The organism is Kiloniella sp. EL199, assembly GCF_900313065.1.
In the GTDB taxonomy this organism is placed as follows: Bacteria; Pseudomonadota; Alphaproteobacteria; order Kiloniellales; family Kiloniellaceae; genus Kiloniella.
Genome location: NZ_OMPU01000011.1, coordinates 224331 through 241582, shown reverse-complemented (window position 1 = coordinate 241582; position 17252 = coordinate 224331). Strand labels below are relative to the sequence as shown.

18 protein-coding genes and 1 tRNA gene are annotated in these 17252 nt (G+C 45.1%); 10 read left to right on the top strand and 9 right to left on the bottom strand.

The window, feature by feature from the left end; all coding sequences use genetic code 11:
* The first annotated feature begins 18 nt into the window (after positions 1 to 18).
* The gene (locus tag D9A03_RS14395; protein ID WP_254055055.1) at positions 19 to 231 is read left to right on the top strand and encodes a YnbE family lipoprotein; all 213 of its coding nucleotides are present in this window, start codon (positions 19 to 21) and stop codon (positions 229 to 231) included.
* A 25-nt stretch (positions 232 to 256) separates the two neighbouring features.
* Entirely contained in the window at positions 257 to 604 is a 348-nt protein-coding gene (locus D9A03_RS14390; protein ID WP_120497911.1) for a YdbL family protein, read from the top strand.
* A 259-nt stretch (positions 605 to 863) separates the two neighbouring features.
* Here D9A03_RS14390 and D9A03_RS14385 read toward each other — a convergent pair whose 3' ends face one another.
* Complete coding sequence (locus tag D9A03_RS14385) at positions 864 to 1178, bottom strand: hypothetical protein (RefSeq protein WP_120497910.1); 315 nt, start codon at positions 1176 to 1178, stop codon at positions 864 to 866.
* Positions 1179 to 1404: 226 nt separating this feature from the next.
* Between D9A03_RS14385 and D9A03_RS14380 the strand changes: the two genes are divergently transcribed.
* Positions 1405 to 1495: transfer RNA gene (locus tag D9A03_RS14380), tRNA-Ser, on the top strand.
* 16 nt (positions 1496 to 1511) lie between these two features.
* Here the strand turns inward: D9A03_RS14380 and D9A03_RS14375 are convergent.
* The 4 genes from D9A03_RS14375 to D9A03_RS14360 all read right to left on the bottom strand — a co-directional run bounded on the left by D9A03_RS14375 (position 1512) and on the right by D9A03_RS14360 (position 4627).
* Positions 1512 to 2021 (bottom strand): hypothetical protein, encoded by a 510-nt coding sequence (locus D9A03_RS14375; RefSeq protein ID WP_162938169.1) that lies wholly within the window; start codon positions 2019 to 2021, stop codon positions 1512 to 1514.
* Positions 2022 to 2263: 242 nt separating this feature from the next.
* Positions 2264 to 2749 (bottom strand): YajQ family cyclic di-GMP-binding protein, encoded by a 486-nt coding sequence (locus tag D9A03_RS14370; protein WP_120497908.1) that lies wholly within the window; start codon positions 2747 to 2749, stop codon positions 2264 to 2266.
* Positions 2750 to 2937: 188 nt separating this feature from the next.
* On the bottom strand, positions 2938 to 4089 hold the full coding sequence (locus D9A03_RS14365) for a methyl-accepting chemotaxis protein (RefSeq protein WP_120497907.1): 1152 nt from the start codon (positions 4087 to 4089) through the stop codon (positions 2938 to 2940).
* A gap of 4 nt (positions 4090 to 4093) precedes the next feature.
* Positions 4094 to 4627, bottom strand: coding sequence for a PAS domain-containing protein (locus D9A03_RS14360; RefSeq protein ID WP_120497906.1), 534 nt, complete (start codon positions 4625 to 4627; stop codon positions 4094 to 4096).
* Between the two features lie 410 nt (positions 4628 to 5037).
* Between D9A03_RS14360 and D9A03_RS19795 the strand changes: the two genes are divergently transcribed.
* Positions 5038 to 5190: a hypothetical protein gene (locus tag D9A03_RS19795; RefSeq protein WP_162938168.1), complete on the top strand. Its 153-nt coding sequence runs from the start codon at positions 5038 to 5040 to the stop codon at positions 5188 to 5190.
* Positions 5191 to 5263: 73 nt separating this feature from the next.
* On the opposite strand, the gene D9A03_RS14355 is transcribed toward D9A03_RS19795, so the two are convergent.
* Positions 5264 to 5752, bottom strand: a complete 489-nt coding sequence (locus tag D9A03_RS14355; RefSeq protein WP_120497905.1) for a YHS domain-containing (seleno)protein — start codon at positions 5750 to 5752, stop codon at positions 5264 to 5266.
* Between the two features lie 295 nt (positions 5753 to 6047).
* Between D9A03_RS14355 and D9A03_RS14350 the strand changes: the two genes are divergently transcribed.
* Positions 6048 to 7124 (top strand): P1 family peptidase, encoded by a 1077-nt coding sequence (locus D9A03_RS14350; protein WP_120497904.1) that lies wholly within the window; start codon positions 6048 to 6050, stop codon positions 7122 to 7124.
* On the opposite strand, the gene D9A03_RS14345 is transcribed toward D9A03_RS14350, so the two are convergent.
* Positions 7121 to 8053, bottom strand: coding sequence for a LysR substrate-binding domain-containing protein (locus tag D9A03_RS14345; protein WP_120497903.1), 933 nt, complete (start codon positions 8051 to 8053; stop codon positions 7121 to 7123). The two genes, D9A03_RS14350 and D9A03_RS14345, sit on opposite strands and share 4 nt — an antisense overlap.
* 164 nt (positions 8054 to 8217) lie before the next feature.
* On the opposite strand from D9A03_RS14345, the gene D9A03_RS14340 reads away from it, so the two are divergent.
* The 3 genes from D9A03_RS14340 (at position 8218) to D9A03_RS14330 (ending at position 12756) form a co-directional block, all read left to right on the top strand.
* The gene (locus D9A03_RS14340) at positions 8218 to 9210 is read left to right on the top strand and encodes an arginase family protein (RefSeq protein ID WP_120497902.1); all 993 of its coding nucleotides are present in this window, start codon (positions 8218 to 8220) and stop codon (positions 9208 to 9210) included.
* A gap of 140 nt (positions 9211 to 9350) precedes the next feature.
* Positions 9351 to 11147 (top strand): methyl-accepting chemotaxis protein, encoded by a 1797-nt coding sequence (locus tag D9A03_RS14335; protein ID WP_120497901.1) that lies wholly within the window; start codon positions 9351 to 9353, stop codon positions 11145 to 11147.
* A gap of 115 nt (positions 11148 to 11262) precedes the next feature.
* Entirely contained in the window at positions 11263 to 12756 is a 1494-nt protein-coding gene (locus tag D9A03_RS14330; RefSeq protein ID WP_120497900.1) for an alkaline phosphatase D family protein, read from the top strand.
* Between the two features lie 34 nt (positions 12757 to 12790).
* On the opposite strand, the gene D9A03_RS14325 is transcribed toward D9A03_RS14330, so the two are convergent.
* Positions 12791 to 13249, bottom strand: a complete 459-nt coding sequence (locus D9A03_RS14325; protein WP_120497899.1) for a methylglyoxal synthase — start codon at positions 13247 to 13249, stop codon at positions 12791 to 12793.
* Between the two features lie 34 nt (positions 13250 to 13283).
* Entirely contained in the window at positions 13284 to 14207 is a 924-nt protein-coding gene (locus D9A03_RS14320) for a LysR substrate-binding domain-containing protein (protein WP_120497898.1), read from the bottom strand.
* 102 nt (positions 14208 to 14309) lie between these two features.
* Here D9A03_RS14320 and D9A03_RS14315 point away from each other — a divergent pair, with 102 nt between their 5' ends.
* Positions 14310 to 15905: a trimethylamine methyltransferase family protein gene (locus tag D9A03_RS14315; protein ID WP_120497897.1), complete on the top strand. Its 1596-nt coding sequence runs from the start codon at positions 14310 to 14312 to the stop codon at positions 15903 to 15905.
* 51 nt (positions 15906 to 15956) lie between these two features.
* Positions 15957 to 17141, top strand: a complete 1185-nt coding sequence (locus D9A03_RS14310) for a mandelate racemase/muconate lactonizing enzyme family protein (protein ID WP_120497896.1) — start codon at positions 15957 to 15959, stop codon at positions 17139 to 17141.
* Positions 17142 to 17252 lie beyond the last annotated feature (111 nt).

Sequence of the window (17252 nt, the reverse complement as noted above, 5' to 3'; positions counted from 1 at the left end):
ATAACAGAGGATAACGCCTTGGGTGGCCTTCTGAATGAAAATATAAACAAGCAGCTTGTTCTTGTTGCCACGGTTGTAATGGGGCTTCAGGCTTGTACGCCAACGGTCAAGGTTGAGGCCCCAAAAGAGCCGATCACAATCAACCTGAATATCAAGCTGGATGCCGAAGTCCGCGTCCGTCTTGAAGATCAGGCGAAAGATGACATCAATAATAACCCAGATCTCTTCTAGATTGTCGGTGGAGGAAACTGAAACAATGGTTTTTAAAAGCATGAAAATGTTGAGAGTTCTGTTTGTGGCTTTTGCATTTGCATCGGTCATTCCAATAGCCTGGCCAACAGCCTGGGCCGCTGATCTTGATAGCTTGCGTAGTTCTGGCGCTGTCGGTGAGCGTTACGATGGCTTGGCGGTTGCACGTGATGGTTCGGCATCTGATTTTGTGTCTGCTACAAATGCAAAACGGACACAAATTTATCAGGAGCGGGCGAATAAAGAAGGCGTCAGTGTCAAGCAGGTCGGTATGGTTTACGCCAAACAGATTATGAACAAAGCACCAAGTGGAACATGGTTCCAGGCTGAAGATGGTTCCTGGGTGCAGAAGTAAAATAATCTGCGGCAGACTTTAAGCTTAGTTGTCAAAGCCCTGCAATCGCGAGACTTATACATAAAAGAGGCAGAAAGATTTGTTATTATCTTTCTGCCTCTTTTATGTGAGGAAATGTTATAAAATTTTTTATGATGCCTGAAGTAATTGAGAGTATCGGGGCATGAGCTTTTATGTTTGTAAAAAGCATAACACTTTAGATATTCCGAGGCTTTGTCGTACCGCTTTTTGCATTATTTTCTGTTTAACCGAATTTTCTCTAGCGGCGTCTTCTGCGGCTACTTTTAAACAGATAACCGGGTATCAAGAAGATCGCGGCGGCGATAAGGCCGAAAACCAGGGTCGGAAGAAAGAGTAGGGGCGAGAAGACATCATCCCATAGCCATAATCCGATATAGCGTTCGGTGATGGCTTGTAACAGATTGAGTGAGCCGGAATGCACGGCAAACCAGTTTTCTCCCAACAACGAGAGCCGAAAACTATCCTTTCCCATCAACTGGAAGAGATCAAAGGCGAGCGACGCGAGGGCGATTGCCAGAAAGAGCCAGCCGAGTATTCGCAGGACGAGAGTCATACTTTCTATTCCGATAAAATTTTAGCTCAAGTTATGCCGTCACGAATGTCAGCATAAAACCCAATAGTATAAGGATGAGTAAAGAAATTTTGTCTGTCAAAATCAAGACTTAACTGCTTTGCCAGAAGTTCAATAAATGGTGTGCTAATCTGGTGCAAAAAATGGTTGCATCCTCTGCCCATACCCATTAAATTCCGCCTCGCACCCAAGGGTGCCCTATAATGCTGGAGAGGTGGCCGAGTGGCTGAAGGCGCACGCCTGGAAAGTGTGTATACGTTAATCGCGTATCGAGGGTTCGAATCCCTCTCTCTCCGCCATTATCTTGATGCATTCTTAATTTTGAAGTTTCTGAAATTCTTTAACAGATACAATTTCAAACTTAAATTCATGGGCTAAAGCACCCGAAATGAAAACCTCCATTGTGTAGATTCCGTTGGGATCACCTTCAGCTATGCACCAACTGTTTTCAATCCACTCATTGTCAGGCACTACAAATTTTTCGGTCACGGAAGTTTTCCGATCATTTGAAATAGTATTTGTCGCGTACTTATTATCTTCGTTTGCCCAATAGTCAGGTTCAGATGGCAGTGAGAATTTTTCTGTAAACTTGACAAGATTGTCAGCATTAGTGAGTTGTAATTGCCAACCATAACAAACAAAGTCTGGTATGTTTGGAATCACAGTTGTCTCATATTTTCGTGTGACACCATTTTTATCAATGATTAAGGCATGAAAATTTGATTCACTGACAACGTTAACTTTTTCTTGCGCAAAACTCATGCTTGTTAGCGATAATGAAGCTCCCAAGAATAAAAACAAGTTTCTGATAATTTGAGTATCCATAAACCGTTATAGGCACAGCTTATGGATTATGTCCATAACAGAGGCGAGTTCTTCGATTTCGGTATGGATGGGTTCTATTGCACGCATTTTTTTATATCAGGGGCTGTCTCCGATAACCAGCTAAAGTAAGTTCGGCTAGGTAGAATATGCTTGAGGAGGAAGAGTCTACTACTGTTGACATTTGCTGGAAGAAAGTCCGACATGAATGCCGGGCTTTCGCAGCTTTACTCAAAATTGTAGTCCTAATCTCTAAAGTTTTCGAACTGTAGCGGCTGTTCGATGTTCAGTTCTTTAATCATGGCGATAGCGCCCTGGAGATCGTCACGTTTTTTACCTGTGATACGGACTTCATCGCCCTGAACAGCGGCTTGAACCTTGAGCTTGGATTGCTTGATGGCTGTGGTGATCTTTTTGGCAAGCTCGCGGTCAATACCCTGTTTAAGGGTAACTTGTTGACGTACCATATTGCCGGATGCGGCTTCTTCCTTGCCAAAATCGAGTGCCGCGGCATCAATACCACGACGGGTAACATGACCTTTCAGGAGTTCCTGCATCTGGGTCAATTTCAGATTATCATCGGCCAGAATGGTAATGATCTCGCCCTCAATTGTGATTTCACAGTTTGAGCCTTTGAAATCATAGCGCTGGGTGACTTCCCGGCGCACACCATCAAGCGCGTTGTTAACTTCCGGCATATCGGTTTTTGAGACGATATCAAATGATGGCATCGTAAATTCTTCCTTGTTTACTGCGACCTGTATTTATTGAGATCTGGTGTTATTGCCTGTCTTTGGCGACTGTGAACGGCCAGTGTAAAACCCTCGTACCGTCGGCGTACTGCCATTGCGAAGCAGAATAGCCGAACTGTACGGGGGTTAAAATATAAAAGTCGTGGCTTTAACGGCCAATGGATTGGCTAGATCACGGCGCGCACAGATTCCAGAAAGCGATTAACTTCACCGTTTAGCATCTCTCCTTGTTTGGAAAGTTCAGACGACGCAACTAATACATCTTTTGATGCATTACCGGTTTCAACAGATCCAGCCGTTACTTTCTGAATATTGCTGGTGACTTCATTTGTTCCCGTGGAAACTTCGTCGACGTTACGGGCTATTTCCTGTGTAGCTGCCCCTTGTTCCTCTATTGCGGCAGATATGTTTGTGAAGCTATCGTTGACCTGCTCAATAACCGTTTTGATCTTGTCGACGGCCGAGACAGCATTTTTTGTTGCGTCCTGTACACTGGAAATTTGCAAGGCAATTTCTTCGGTTGCTTTTGCTGACTGATTTGCAAGATTTTTGACTTCTGAGGCGACAACGGCAAAACCTTTTCCTGCTTCTCCGGCGCGGGCAGCTTCAATGGTGGCGTTAAGAGCAAGCAGATTGGTTTGTTCTGCAATGTCTTTGATCAGCTTCATGACCTCACTGATCTTTTCTGATGATTCTGACAGCGTGGAAATCATCGCAGCTGTTTCCTGGGCTTCGGCAACGGCTTCGATGGAAATGCTTGATGATTGCGAGACCTGTTTGTTTATCTTGTTAATTGAACTCGAAAGCTGGTTTGCAGCAGATGCAACGGTTTGCACATTGACGGCAGCTTCTTCCGATGCTGCGGCGACAACGGTTGCCTGTTCACTGGTTTGACTTGCTGTGGCTGTCATGGCTTCGGATGTGGCATTAAGCTCGGTCGAGGCAGACGAAACTGTTGACACAATTGAGTTCATTGATTCCTGAAAGTCTGTCACAATATCAGAGAAAGAATGCACTCGGTTTTCCATTGAATCCATGGCTTCGTTGATTGTTTGACTAGCAACACCAAAGGACCCAACCATGCCTTTTTCAGCAATGCGACGATAATATTTGTTTTGGCTGGCATATTCCAGCGAAGCCGTTGCCTCGCGCATGAAGGCATCTGTACGGTCAATCATCCGGTTAATCGCGTGCATGATCTCTGCAGTCTTGCCTGTTGATTTTATATCGGTGATACGGGCTTCAAAATCCCCGTTGGATACGGCTTGGCATACATCGAGTATCTGCTGTAATTCTTTGCTTGAACTGCTCCCAAACATAACTTTACCCCGCTTTTCTCATGACATTTGCAATAAATTCATCGTACGCCAAACCATGATCATGAAGGATGGTCGTCAGTTTATTGTATGAGTTGTCCAACCCGGTTTTTCTATCCGAGCTTTGTTCAATTTCAAGAAGGCTGCGATATAGGGGGATAATCGTTTCATCTAATGTTTTGCGATCAGGGACTCTTCGGTTTGAATGATAACCGATAATTTTCCCCTGAGCATTTTTACTGGGCGTAACATGGGCAATAACCCAGTAATGATCGCCATCTTTGGCACGGTTTTTTACATAGGCGAATATTTCTTGTTGATTCTGTAAGGTATCCCAAAGAAGTTTGAAAATTGAGCGTGGCATGTCGGGATGGCGGATCAGATTGTGGGGTTGTCCGAGGACGTCTTGCTCTTTGTAATCTGCAATTTCAAGGAATATTTGATTGACATAGGTGATACGGCCTTTCAGGTCGGTTTTGCTGACAATTATATCATCATCGGCAAAAAAACGTTCCTTGTTTGTAATGGGTAAGTTTTTCATTTGGACCTCTGAGAGGGTGGCAAAAGTAGAGTAAGATCCAGTTGCACTGCGAACACTAAAGTGAACGATTAGTTGCGTTCAGTTTTTCTGGTTTAACGCACTTAGCTTTGGTACCGCACATGTTAAGATTTTATGAAAAGAGGGTATGATTTCACATTTATTTTTATGTATATAAAATGCGAATTCTCTCAGTTCACTACCCTTGTTTTCATGAAAATAATAACTTGTAGCCCTTAATAAATAATTACTTAGAGTGAAACTGTTATTGATTTTCTTTTGGTTGAGCTTGGTGAAAACTATGGGGTGAATTCAGGTATTGTTGATTTCACGTTTACGGCCTGTAATGCAGTGCCAAACAAAGTTCACTTCATGTGGGAGCAGGCTGTAAAGAAAGGGTTGAATTCCAATAAATGGTTTCCAACATTGAGCAAATCACACGTAAGATTATCGATTACGAAACAATGAACTACGTGGCAAATATTACAAAACACTATAGTGTCAGCCGACGGGCATTTGGTGATCACATCGGTGATCCATCTGGCCAAAGATTAGATTTGTTTTAGCGCATAAGTACTAACTCGAAAGTTTGTCTATGGAAAGAGGACAGCTAAAGAGTTTTCATCTGGTTATCTGACTTTAATCGTTCAGCACTTTGGGCCAGTTGCTGTCGCCCTTTTTGATGTTCCCGGCAATATCACGTTCCCATCGACTTTGAATATCAGCACTGTAATTCAAATAAAGTTTGTTATCGATAATTTTCCAGGCATGAGGATCTGTGGAGGCTGTATTTCCCTGAGCAACGGCCCACGCACAATAGCCGCCATATTGTGGGGCATAGGCCTCGGGTGATGCGATAAAGGTATCCAGGTTCTCTTTATTCGCGAAATACCAGGTTGCCCCCATCCATTCCGTCTTGTGGTTTTGGGACCCTTCTACCGGCTTGCCTGCTTTGAAATAGGCGACGGGATCATAACCATTGATTGCGACTGAAGAAAGAAAGCTGGTGTAAACCGGATCTTGGGCGGCAAAGGATTTTGTCGGCCCAGATATAATAAAGACTGCGGCAAGCGCTGATCCGGTAGCTTTCAGTAAATTGCGTCTGTTTATATCGTGCGAGCGGGACATTGCTTTTTCTCCTAAAATCTTTGCTTAACAAGATAAGTTGCCCAGAATAAATGACTAGCCCAATAAATAACTAGCCCCATGAATAACTGGCAAGGAATAGATAAGTGGTATGGGGATAAAGTGCATATCACATTTCGTTGAGTGAATACCGTCAAAGGAAAGATTTTTGAAAACGCTTTGAACAAGGCTTTTCGATAAATCTGTTTATGAACGTCATTTTTTATCTAGATCTCTGTACGAATCAGCAAGGCTTGATTTAAGGTCGAGGATCTTGGCTAAGCAGAGAGATTTGAAAATGTCACACCAGAGAAAACGGCTACGTGATTTAGGTATAGAAGTTGGTGATTTACCGACTGGCCCCCTAAACGCAATCACAGACGTATCCGGACTTGAAGTCGGACACTGTACCGTTTGGGAAGAGACGCCGTCGGTATTACGCACAGGTATTACGGCGATATTACCGCTTGGGAAAGAGAAACTCTGGAGCCATGGCGTTTTTGCGGGATCGAGTGTCTTCAATGGCTATGGCGAAATGACCGGGCGGGGCTGGTTGGAAGAAGCTGGTCAACTGTCATCACCTATTCTTTTAACATCCTATTATGGAGTGGGGGCAGTTCACCGGGGAATAAACCAGCTTTGTGATGATAAGGATACGCATAGTGGTACCCATCCGATTGTTGCTGAAACCTGGGACGGGTGGTTGAGTGACCCTAATGCATTTGCCTTGACGACCGAGCACGTTGCCAGGGCAATGAATGATACACATTCTGGCCCTGTGGAAGAAGGTTGCGTGGGGGGTGGGACTGGCATGGTTTGCCATGACTTCAAGGCAGGTATTGGGACATCTTCTCGGGAAGTAAATGTTCTGGGTGAAACCTATACGGTGGGTGTGTTGGTACAGGCCAATTATGGTGACCGAAAAGACTTGCGTATCAATGGTGTCTCAGTTGGGGAACAGATTCCGGATGCAGATGTTCCTGTGCCAGATCGAAAGCGGGTACCTCATGTCGAAGATGGATCCATTATTATCGTTGTTGCCACTGATGCTCCTCTTTCATCCAAACAGTGTGATCGTCTGGCCCGACGAGCAACATTAGGATTGGGACGAACAGGTGGCTATGGTCATAATGGTAGTGGCGATTATGCTATCGCTTTCTCTACAGGTAATATTCTCGAATTACGAGAAGAGGGGATGCATGCAAATTTGAAAATTGTTCCTGAGAAAGATATCAATCCGCTCTTTCACGGTGTGGTTCAGGCTACCGAGGAAGCAATCGTTAATTCTATTTGCAAGGCGACAACAACAATCGGCTATAAAGGCAGGGTTGTTCATGAATTACCGTTGGAACGATTAACTTCTATACTGATCTAAGAAGTTGCTGAAATCAGATTAATTCCCATACTTTGGGCAATAGCTTCAGCATCTATTCTTTCAATAGGGCTCTGAGGTTGAAGCCATCGTTTAAAGTCATTAATGGCGCCCCCACATAAATGATTTGGTTCATGCACGAGATAATACCCGCGTCCAGTTTTAATCATTGGCCCAAATGGTGTCTTGAGGCTATTTGCGCGAATATTGTCATGGATTAAACTGAGATCACCAAGGGAGATGCCAAAGCCATTTTCTGCTGCACGTACGGCTAGATCTAATGTTTCAAAGGTTGGTCCTGTCAGGGCTACCGACTGATCGTGTTTTGATTTTTTTACCCACAATTTCCAGTCCCGTTGATCTACAGTGGTGTGCAAAAAGGTTAGTTCTTGGAAGTTTCTAACTGCTTGTGTTGAGGTATTTGATGATACAACAGGAAGCAAATACTCGTTTGAAAGCTTTGTGGTGTTGAGATTAGGCCATTTCCCGTCGCCGTAAATAATACCAACATCAAAGCTGTATTGATCAAATTGATTATCCAGAAGCGTAGTTGTTACGCGTATGTCAAGCAAGGGAAGGCATTGGTGGAGCTGTTCTAATCGGGGCATGAGCCACCTGATGGCAAAGCTTGGGGCCACTTGTAATCTTATTCTTGTGTGTTTGTTTTGTGCTTCTGACACGGCTTGATCAACAAGATCAAGGGCAGTTGTCAAATTTTGCGCAAGCTTGTTGCCTACAGCAGTTGCTGCGATCTTATGTTGATCTCTTCTCGCAAGCGAAAGCTCCAATACATTTTCAAGCTTTTTAATTTGTCGACTGATCGCGCCTTCGGTTACGCAAAGCTCTTTTGCGGCTGCCTTTACGCTGCCCAAGCGAATGGTCGCCTCATAGGCACGGATAGCGTTAAGAGGGATCATTGCGTTTCGTGGCATGCTTCACGTTATCATTTTTTTGAAAATAGGGAACTTGAATAAAACTCAATCAGGTTTTGATCAAAACTGAATATCTAATATGTCCAAGATGTTTAAGATGTTCTGGAGAATTATTTCTTGAGAAAATCTCAACTCTATATCTTCGGGAGTTCAAGCAAGTGGCGATGTCGGATGATGATCATAAAAAGGTTATGGAAGCACTTTATTGGTGGGGACTTCCAACATTATTCCGCTGCCCGTATGAGGAAAATCCAACGGAATGCGATATTGCGTTGGTTGGTGTTCCGCATTCGTCCGGGAATGGGACTACTGAAAAAGATCAACATTTGGGGCCGCGCGCTGTTAGAGATGTTTCACCAATTGGTCGACGTGTTCATGGAAAATACCAACTTGATCCCTGGGCCGAGAGTAAAATTTTTGACTTGGGGGATGTCCCTCTTCCAGAGGCAAATGATAACGAAGCGTCAATTCAACGTATAACCGATTATTATACTCGCTTGGCGCAACGCGGAATACCTGTTGTGTCTATTGGCGGGGATCATTCAGTAACAGGCGGCATCATTCAGGGGCTTGGCTGTGAAGGATCAAAACTAACAAAAGGGAAAAAGATAGCGCTATTACATTTTGATGCGCATACGGATACTTTTCATAATCTTGATCATTGGTTGGGTGCTAAAAAATCTGCGGCTCATTGGGGGAGTTATCTCGTTCAGCAAGGGCAGGTTGATGGAAACTTAAGTTCGCAGATTGGTATCCGAGGAAACTTACGAACACTGGACTGGACCAATACAAGTGATGATCTGGGGTATCAGTTGATAACGAAAGAGCAGTTTGATGAGATTGGGATCGAAGAAACAATTCGTCGATTTTGTAATCGCATTGGGGATGATCCTGTCTATGTCACCTTTGATTTGGATTGCCTCGATCCATCCATAGCCCCTGCCGTTTCAAATCTAGAGGCAGGATCAAATGGCTTCACAATAGATCAGGCCAATAGTCTTTTACGTGGGATAAGAGGTTTAAACATTATTGGCGGTGATGTGGTCTGCCTGATGCCTACAAAGGATAATCCAAATAAAATTACTTCCATGGTCGCGATGTCTATCATGTTTGAGTTAATTTGCCTGATATCTGACAGGCAAAGGAATTTACGTTAACGTTGTGTTTTAGAAGTATTTGAAATTTAATAGAGATTTAGATTTAGAGTCATTTAATTATCGTTAAGATGTAATACTTTCGCTTTACCGATCACTGACCAAAAAGATGTTATCCCCTTTGTTGTTGGTGTGAGGTCGTTATGTTTACCGCTATACAATCCCGAATTGATATCAAACTGATTATCTCTTTGATCGCAGTGCTGGTTCCGCTTATGGCAGGGCTTCTTTTCGGGTTTGAGCTTCTGATGAAAAACATCATGGAAAAAGAAGAGGCTCGAAACCAACTCTTACGTGAAATGAATCAGATGTTGCGGACAGAGATAACAGATCTGCAGACAAGTTATCTTTCCATTGGGACGCATCTTGAAGTCAACGCTTCTAAAGAAATAGAGAATTGGGCTGTTTCTCAAGGTGGAATCATTACAATTCATGACGGACGAAATGACATTAAGGCCCGTTATAAAACAAGAAATCAGCGCAGGGATCTGTCCAAGAACGGATTTTTTGTCATCGATGAGGCGGGCGGAAAACCCGCTGTATCCCTTGGAGTTTTTGCAGGTAATAAATATCAGGACAAGGTGAAGGAGTTTCGCTTTGATCAGCTTGCTCTTGCTGATGTTGACCGTGAAGTGGCCAGAATTTCTCAGGAAAATTCAGGTGATGATGCTTTGGGGCGAAAGGTTCTGTCGCTCAAGGGAATACTGGCCGATGCAACACTGGAAGCGGAACAGAAACGCATTGCCATTCTTCAACATGTGGATGTCATTCGCGAGAAAGATGAAGAGGTAAAAGCTTTTGCGGATTTGGCACTTTTAATTTCAATTGGCCTCGGCGGGTTGGCTGTTGTTTTGATCCTTGGTGTTATTTTTGGTGTTAGCCGCAGTCTGGTAACGCGTTCACTCGTTCGCTTGCAGGCTGCCGCCCGTGAAGTTGCAGATGGTGAAAATGTCGATTTAGGTGAAACAAGCCGTATTGATGAAATAGGCTCTCTTGCTCGGGGCATTGAACGCTTTCAGCAGGCAAGGGATGAAGCGGCTGTTTTACGAGAAGAAAACGAGAAGGAGCGTCTGCGTAATCAAAAAGCCGTTGAAGATAGACTTGTCAATGTGGCATCCCAACTTGAAAGTGGCATGAATTCCAGCGTGAAAAATGTTACCTTACATGCCGACGATCTGGCTGTTATGTCTGACCAACTGCAAAGCTTTGCGACCAATACCAATCAACAGGCTGGCGAGACAATCGAGCTGGCAGATATCAATGCGAAAATGGCTGGCGAAATCAGAGAACTTTCTGAAGATCTCATATCCTGTAGTTCAGAAATGTCAGAAGCTGTTGATCAGCAAATCAAGCTGACTTCTTTGGCAACTATGGATACCAAAGAGGCACATTCCACTGTTGAAGATCTTTATGAAACGGCTAATCAGGTGGAAGAGATTATTGAGATGATTCAGAAGATTGCCGGGCAAACCCATCTCTTAGCTTTGAACGCAACTATTGAGGCTTCTCGTGCCGGGGTGGCAGGTGCCGGGTTTGCTGTTGTTGCCGAAGAAGTTAAGAAGTTGTCTGCGGAAACATCACAAGCGACAGATGCGATAGCTGTCAGGGTTAAATCTATCCGCGATGTATCGGAGCAGGCAGCACAGGGTATTACGACTATCGAAGGGCGTATCAATCAGGTAGATCAGTCGATGCGTGGCCTGGTCCAGTTGTTTGAGGCACAGTCAAATGCATCTAATGGAATTGCACGATTTGTCAAAGACTCTGTAGAAAATGCCCAAAAGGTATCTGGTAGTACTGCTGCTATGCGGGACGCGTCACGAACCACTGGTGATGCAACTGACAAATTGATGAAAACGTCCGATCTGATTAAATCAGCTTTGGGGCACATGCAGAATGATCTAAGGCTGATTTTAAATGCTGCTTCATCGCCTGTTTAGTGATTTTATTGGAGTCAAATTCAACTTGATATGGAATAAGTTTTCTGCGTCAGATACCCTCTTGAAATAAATATAAAAATCTTTAAATAAATATAAAAATTTAGGGAGCGATATCATGGACCTCAAACTTGGACCAATTTTGAATTTGCGAACAGCGGAAGAGGATTTTTGGGATCTGTCGATATTGGTTGTGTCAAAGACGCCGACCTCTGATTTGATCTTCAAGTTGGAAAAAGGGGAATGTGTATCTCGTTCTACACTATATGAATCAAAAGGTTTTATTACATCGCGGTTTGATGTCCGAGTTCTGCGTGAAAAAGACTCCGTAGAGGTTAAGTATTTCATTGGATTTGATTTTTGGATGTTCACTGTGCCGGCACGCGGTACTGATCCTCAAATGACTTTTCTTTCCTGTAATGGCTTTTCTGCCCCGAGCGAAATCAAAAAAGTGGATGACAAAAATGCCATGTGGAAGACCTTGCTCTTCCAGCATCGGGTAACGCCTTATAATTTGATGATTATGGGCGGTGATCAGGTCTATGCCGATGAGATATGGGAACGCTGTTCCGAGATCAAGAAATGGGTTGAATTATCAAGGGCGGAACGTAGGAAGCGTAAGTTTACGGCCGCGATGCGAGATCAGGTTGATCGATTTTATTTTGATCTCTATTGCCAGCGCTGGAAACAGCCCGTTGTGGCTGAAGCCCTGGCCTCTATTCCGACAGCCATGATGTGGGATGATCACGATATCTTTGATGGGTGGGGGTCTTATGCTGCGGAAGATCAGGAATGTGATGTTTATCAGGGAATTTTTAGTATCGCTCGCAAGTACTTTGCTCTCTTCCAGCAACAGCTTTCGATATCAGAAAATGAAAAACATCCCGCGGCTTTACCTACCAAAGGTTTTTCAACGGCCTACCGGGCAGGAAACTATCTGGTCTTATCTCTGGATACTCGCACAGAAAGAACGCAAAAACAGGTTCTCTCCCGGGAAAGCTGGGATCTGATTTGGCAGTATCTTTATGAATTGAACTCAGTGAGTGAGGGTGGACCGAGGCATTTGCTTTTTGTGTCTCCCGTACCCGTGGTTCATGCTGATTTTGGATCTATTGAAAGCCTCATTGGCTGGCTGCCGGGGGAACAGGAACTTGAAGATGATTTACGGGATCATTGGCAGAGTCCGAACCATCGTGCAGAACGTTTGCGGATGATCCACCGTTTACTGGGGCTTATGGCCGATAAAGCCTGCCGTGTGACGATTTTGTCCGGTGATGTCCATGTTGCTTGTCTGGGCGTTATTGAAAGCGAACGCGGCGAAGCTGTGCCCGGGCGCTCAAAGGTCATAAACCAATTGACAGCTTCGGGGATCGTTCATCCTTCTCCTCCAAAGCTGACGGGGTGGCTGTTAACGCAACTAAGTGATGAAGTTGAACCGATTGAGCAAGGCATTACAGCACGGATGATGGAGCTTCCGACACAGCGCAAAAAATATCTCCTTGCCCGGAATTTTCTGAGTTTAGAGCCGGATAAGGAAAATCGTCTGTGGGCGAATTGGTATGTCGAAGGTTTGGATACTCCTGTTACCAAGGTAATCCATGCTATTCAGTGATGGCATCTTGGGTAATTTTGTTGACCTGTCGGTTTTAAACTGTGCGTGTAACGTACTCTTCGATCATGGGATGGGTCGGGCGTTTTTGATAGCCTTTTTCGGTAATGCCACGAAGGATAAAATCTGCTGTTGTCCGATTACAGGCCACAGGTGTTTCATAGAGCGTTGATATCCTGATTAAGGCTTTGACGTCAACATCGTGGGGCTGAGGGGTCATCGGGTCAACGAGAAAGAAAAGTGCGTCCAGTTCATCGTTAGAGATCAAGGCCCCAATTTGTAGATCACCGCCAAGTGGTCCACTTTTGAAAGCCGTTATATCGTGATCTGGAAGGTTTTCTGCCAACAGGCGGCCTGTTGTCCCTGTTGCAACAATGCGAAACTCTTTGAGCTTTCCTTTGTTCTCCTCTGCCCATTCAAGAAGCACGGGCTTCATACGGTCATGGGCAACCATTGCAATTGTACGTTTGGGACGATTGTCAGAACTGCTGGACATTATTATCTCCTTGTTTGTTCTGCATAATATCGCGTTAATAGAGGCCATTGTCCAAGGAATTTTGCGAAGACGTTAACCAGTCACGTACACGTTCGGCCTGAGGGCTTAGTGGTTTATGGTTGGGCCATAAAACCCAAAAATCTCCACCAAAATGAACTGCTTCGTCATCCAGCTTGACCAAAAGGCCATGTTCAACAAGGTGATCGACAAGGTGCCACCAACCCAGGGCAATGCCACCACCAGCTAACGCAGCCTGAATGACCAAAGCATAATCGTTCAAGCGTAATCCTTCGCCGTAATCTTTCCAGACCAAACCCTTGGCTTGAAACCAGTTATGCCAGTTTGGCCGATCTCTGTAGGGTTCTTCCAGATATATCAAGCGTCGTTCTGCCAGCTCGTTGGGGTTTTTCGGGCGCCCGTTTTCAGCAAGATATCTTGGGCTGGCAACCGGATAGACCTCTTCACTGGCGATTTGAATGGCATCGTGACCGGGCCAATTGCCTGTGCCACGTCGGATGCCCAGTGGAATTCCTTCTATCGCAGGATCTATATCCTTATCTGTGGTTTGTAGCCGCAGATCAATTTCAGGGTTCTTGGCCCGAAGTGTGCCCAGCCTTGGCACGATCCAATAGTTGGCAAAGGCTGTTGAGCAAGAAAGGGTTATACTGCCTTCACTATCCGAACGTGAGAGTTCTTCGGCAGAACGGTGAATATGACCAAGTCCCATAGTGACATCGTTGTGAAAGCGTTTACCTGCATTAGTTAGCTCAACCGAGCGATGCCCCCGATAAAAAAGTTGAACATTCAAGGCAGTCTCAAGCTGTTTGATCGCATAGCTTATAGCGGCTTGACTGACATTGAGTTCTTCTGCGGCCCGGGCAAAGGATAAGTGCCTTCCTGCGGCCTCAAACGAGAAGAGTGAGGCAGGAGATTGGATAAGTGATTTTAATTTTCGCATAAATTAAACTTGGCCTAAGAATAAGATTTTTAGTCAGTCACAACTATATTGCATAAGTATACCATATGCCTATTTCTATTATTTTCTGAAGAAAGCAAGGCAATGGGGCAATCGGTTGATCATGTTGATGGTAATGAGCATCGGGTAGGCAGGGCACGCAGTCGCGGCCGAGCTGCCAGACAGGCAAGTCGCATGGATGGTGCCGGACAGAACGCGCATCTGCAGACGCCTTTTATATGTCGCAACATTCCAACCTATGATCTTCTTGATGAAGAGAATTTAATCAAAATCGAAAAAGCTGCAGATACGATTCTGGCAGAGATTGGTATCGAGTTTCGAGAAGACCTTGAAACAGTAGATTTATTTCGAAAGGCGGGTGGACAAGTCACAGATATTTCTGCGGAAGCTTGGAATATCAAATTCGAACCCGGCATGATTCGAGAGCTCCTCAAGACGGCCCCTGAACGTTTTACACAGTATGCGAGAAATTCAGCTCAATCAGTTGAAATCGGTGGTGATGCCATGGTCTTTGCCCCGGCCTATGGTTCACCTTTTGTGATGGATATGGATAAGGGGCGGCGTTATGGAACTCTTGATGACTTTGAAAATTTTGTGAAGTTGGCACAATCCAGTCCATGGCTTCACCATTCCGGAGGAACGATCTGTGAGCCGACGGATATCCCGGTTAACAAGCGGCATCTTGATATGGTTTATGCCCATATTCGGTATTCTGATCGACCTTTTCTGGGGTCGATCACGGCCCCTAAACGCGCTGAAGATAACATTGAAATGTGTCGTATTCTGTTTGGCTCGGAGTTTGTTGACCAAAACTGTGTGATTATGGGGAACTTTAACTCTACATCTCCTTTGGTTTGGGATGGAATTTCAACCCAAGGTATCCGGGCCTATGCCGCAGCGGGGCAAGGTTCCATCCATCTGCCGTTCTTGCTGGGTGGTGCAGTTTGCCCGGTGACAATGCCGGGGGCTGTTGCGCAAGGTTTGGCTGAGTCCATGGTTGGCTGTGCTTTGACTCAACTTGTCAGACCTGGTGCACCCGCCATTCTGGCTTCTTTTCTGTCGTCAATGTCCCTCAGGTCCGGTAGCCCAACTTTTGGAACGCCAGAGCCAGCACTGGGGAGTCTGGTTATGGGACAGTTGGCACGGAGATTAAAATTACCTCTGCGTTGTGCAGGTAATTTCGCGACGTCAAAACTGCCTGATGGTCAGGCGATGGTACAGGCCATGATGTCGATGATGTCTGCTGTACAGGGGGGTGTGAATTACGTTTTGCATTCCGCGGGCTTTCTGGATGGTTTGCTTTCAATGTCTTATGAAAAGTTCATCATGGATACAGATCTTTGCGGAGCATTACATGCTTATCTCAAAGGTCTTGAAATCAATGATGATACCTTGGGCCTTTCTTCTTTGCGCGAGGGTGGCCCCGGAGAGCATATGTTTGGCACCGCACATACGCTTTCTCATTATGAGACGGCCTATTGGGATACAGAACTCAACGATGATCAACCTTTTGAGAGTTGGAGCGAACAAGGTGGAGATGACGCCATGATTCGGGCCAATCGTAGATGGAAAAAGATATTGGCAGATTATCAGGCACCGCATTTGGCTGAAGACACAGACGAAGCATTGCTTGATTTTATGAACCGGCGGAAAACTGAAATGAAAGATGCCTGGTATTAAAAGCTACTTTGTCTAGTTGAACGAAGCTTGGGAAATTGGTGAGGACTGGTCATGAAAATCACAGATATTAAAGTCACTCATGTAAATGTACCTTTTGATGCGCCTTTCTGGTGGACAGCAGGACTTTACCCCGGGGCGTCAAAATCCATCATTGAAGTTTTTACTGATGAAGGTGTCGTCGGATTGGGGGAAGCGCCCTGGTGGCATTTTGGTGAGATTATCAAGGAAGAGATTGCCCCAGCTCTTATTGGTGCAGATCCGTTGGATATCGCTAATTGTGAAGCGCGTTGTGTGCCGCCGTGGCAGATAACGGCAAATACAGGTGAAAATGCAATCACCATAGCCTTTGGTGCGTTGGAACTCGCACTTTGGGATATTCGTGGAAAAGTCATGAACATGCCACTCTATAAATTATTGGGTGGAGCTGTAAGGAAGGAAATTCCCTTCACAGAGTATTTCGCTTTTCGACCGGAAAACAATGGTGCAGGTGGTGAAATGACACCAGAGGCCATTGTTGATTACTGTTTGAAGATGAAAGACGAGCACGGCTCTAGCTACTTTGAAGGCAAACTTATTCAGGGAGATCCCGAGCTTGAAATCAAAACGGTTCGCCTTTTGAGAGAAGCGCTCGGGCCTGATGCCATGCTGCGCCTTGATTCAAATATGCAATGGTCTTTGACAACGGCACGTTGGGTTTTAAGAGAACTTGAACCTTATAATATCCGAAATTATGAGGATCCGGTTGCGACCTTTGAGGAAATGGTAGAATTACGCCGTCATTCGATCATTCCGTTTTCGACGCACGTACCGGATTTACGGCGTGCTGTTTCCTTGGGCGCCCCTGATTATTTTGTCTGTAACTTTGCGGCGCTGGGTGGCATTGGGAAAACAATGAAATTCATTGCTGCCTGTGAAGCCATGGGTAAGGGCTTTTGGTGCTATTCAAATGATCTGGGCATTATGACTGCGGCTTATCTGCATGTAGTGGCTGCAACGCCGTGGATTACAGAGCCATCGCAATCCTTGTTCCGTTGGCAAATTGGGGACGTCATTGAAAACGGCCCCTTCCGTCAGACAAATAACACCATAGCAGTACCGGAAGGGTTAGGCTTGGGTGTGGAACTGGATAGAGAGGAGATGAAGCGCTGGCATGGACACTTCGTTGAACATGGCCCCATGAGCCATTTCAATGATCCAAATAACCCCGGTCTTTTTCGCCAGTTACCGCTTAATTAACTAGTTGAACTCGGTGTAAGTTTTCTGCCGAGTTTCCACCATGATATTACGTTAATGAAAATCTCGGGCAGGTACAAAGCTACATCAGGAAACTGAACCGGGACAAGAATA

Bases quoted from the DNA above. Each gene is read 5' to 3' on its own strand.
- D9A03_RS14315 (WP_120497897.1), top strand. From the start codon at position 14,310: ATGGGGCAATCGGTTGATCATGTTGATGGTAATGAGCATCGGGTAGGC.
- D9A03_RS14365 (WP_120497907.1), bottom strand. From the start codon at position 4,089: ATGTTTGGGAGCAGTTCAAGCAAAGAATTACAGCAGATACTCGATGTA.
- D9A03_RS14370 (WP_120497908.1), bottom strand. From the start codon at position 2,749: ATGCCATCATTTGATATCGTCTCAAAAACCGATATGCCGGAAGTTAAC.
- D9A03_RS14355 (WP_120497905.1), bottom strand. From the start codon at position 5,752: ATGTCCCGCTCGCACGATATAAACAGACGCAATTTACTGAAAGCTACC.
- D9A03_RS14335 (WP_120497901.1), top strand. From the start codon at position 9,351: ATGTTTACCGCTATACAATCCCGAATTGATATCAAACTGATTATCTCT.
- D9A03_RS14325 (WP_120497899.1), bottom strand. From the start codon at position 13,249: ATGTCCAGCAGTTCTGACAATCGTCCCAAACGTACAATTGCAATGGTT.
- D9A03_RS14340 (WP_120497902.1), top strand. From the start codon at position 8,218: ATGTCGGATGATGATCATAAAAAGGTTATGGAAGCACTTTATTGGTGG.
- D9A03_RS14310 (WP_120497896.1), top strand. From the start codon at position 15,957: ATGAAAATCACAGATATTAAAGTCACTCATGTAAATGTACCTTTTGAT.
- D9A03_RS19795 (WP_162938168.1), top strand. From the start codon at position 5,038: ATGGTTTCCAACATTGAGCAAATCACACGTAAGATTATCGATTACGAA.
- D9A03_RS14320 (WP_120497898.1), bottom strand. From the start codon at position 14,207: ATGCGAAAATTAAAATCACTTATCCAATCTCCTGCCTCACTCTTCTCG.
- D9A03_RS14350 (WP_120497904.1), top strand. From the start codon at position 6,048: ATGTCACACCAGAGAAAACGGCTACGTGATTTAGGTATAGAAGTTGGT.
- D9A03_RS14345 (WP_120497903.1), bottom strand. From the start codon at position 8,053: ATGCCACGAAACGCAATGATCCCTCTTAACGCTATCCGTGCCTATGAG.
- D9A03_RS14330 (WP_120497900.1), top strand. From the start codon at position 11,263: ATGGACCTCAAACTTGGACCAATTTTGAATTTGCGAACAGCGGAAGAG.
- D9A03_RS14360 (WP_120497906.1), bottom strand. From the start codon at position 4,627: ATGAAAAACTTACCCATTACAAACAAGGAACGTTTTTTTGCCGATGAT.
- D9A03_RS14375 (WP_162938169.1), bottom strand. From the start codon at position 2,021: ATGGATACTCAAATTATCAGAAACTTGTTTTTATTCTTGGGAGCTTCA.
- D9A03_RS14385 (WP_120497910.1), bottom strand. From the start codon at position 1,178: ATGACTCTCGTCCTGCGAATACTCGGCTGGCTCTTTCTGGCAATCGCC.
- D9A03_RS14390 (WP_120497911.1), top strand. From the start codon at position 257: ATGGTTTTTAAAAGCATGAAAATGTTGAGAGTTCTGTTTGTGGCTTTT.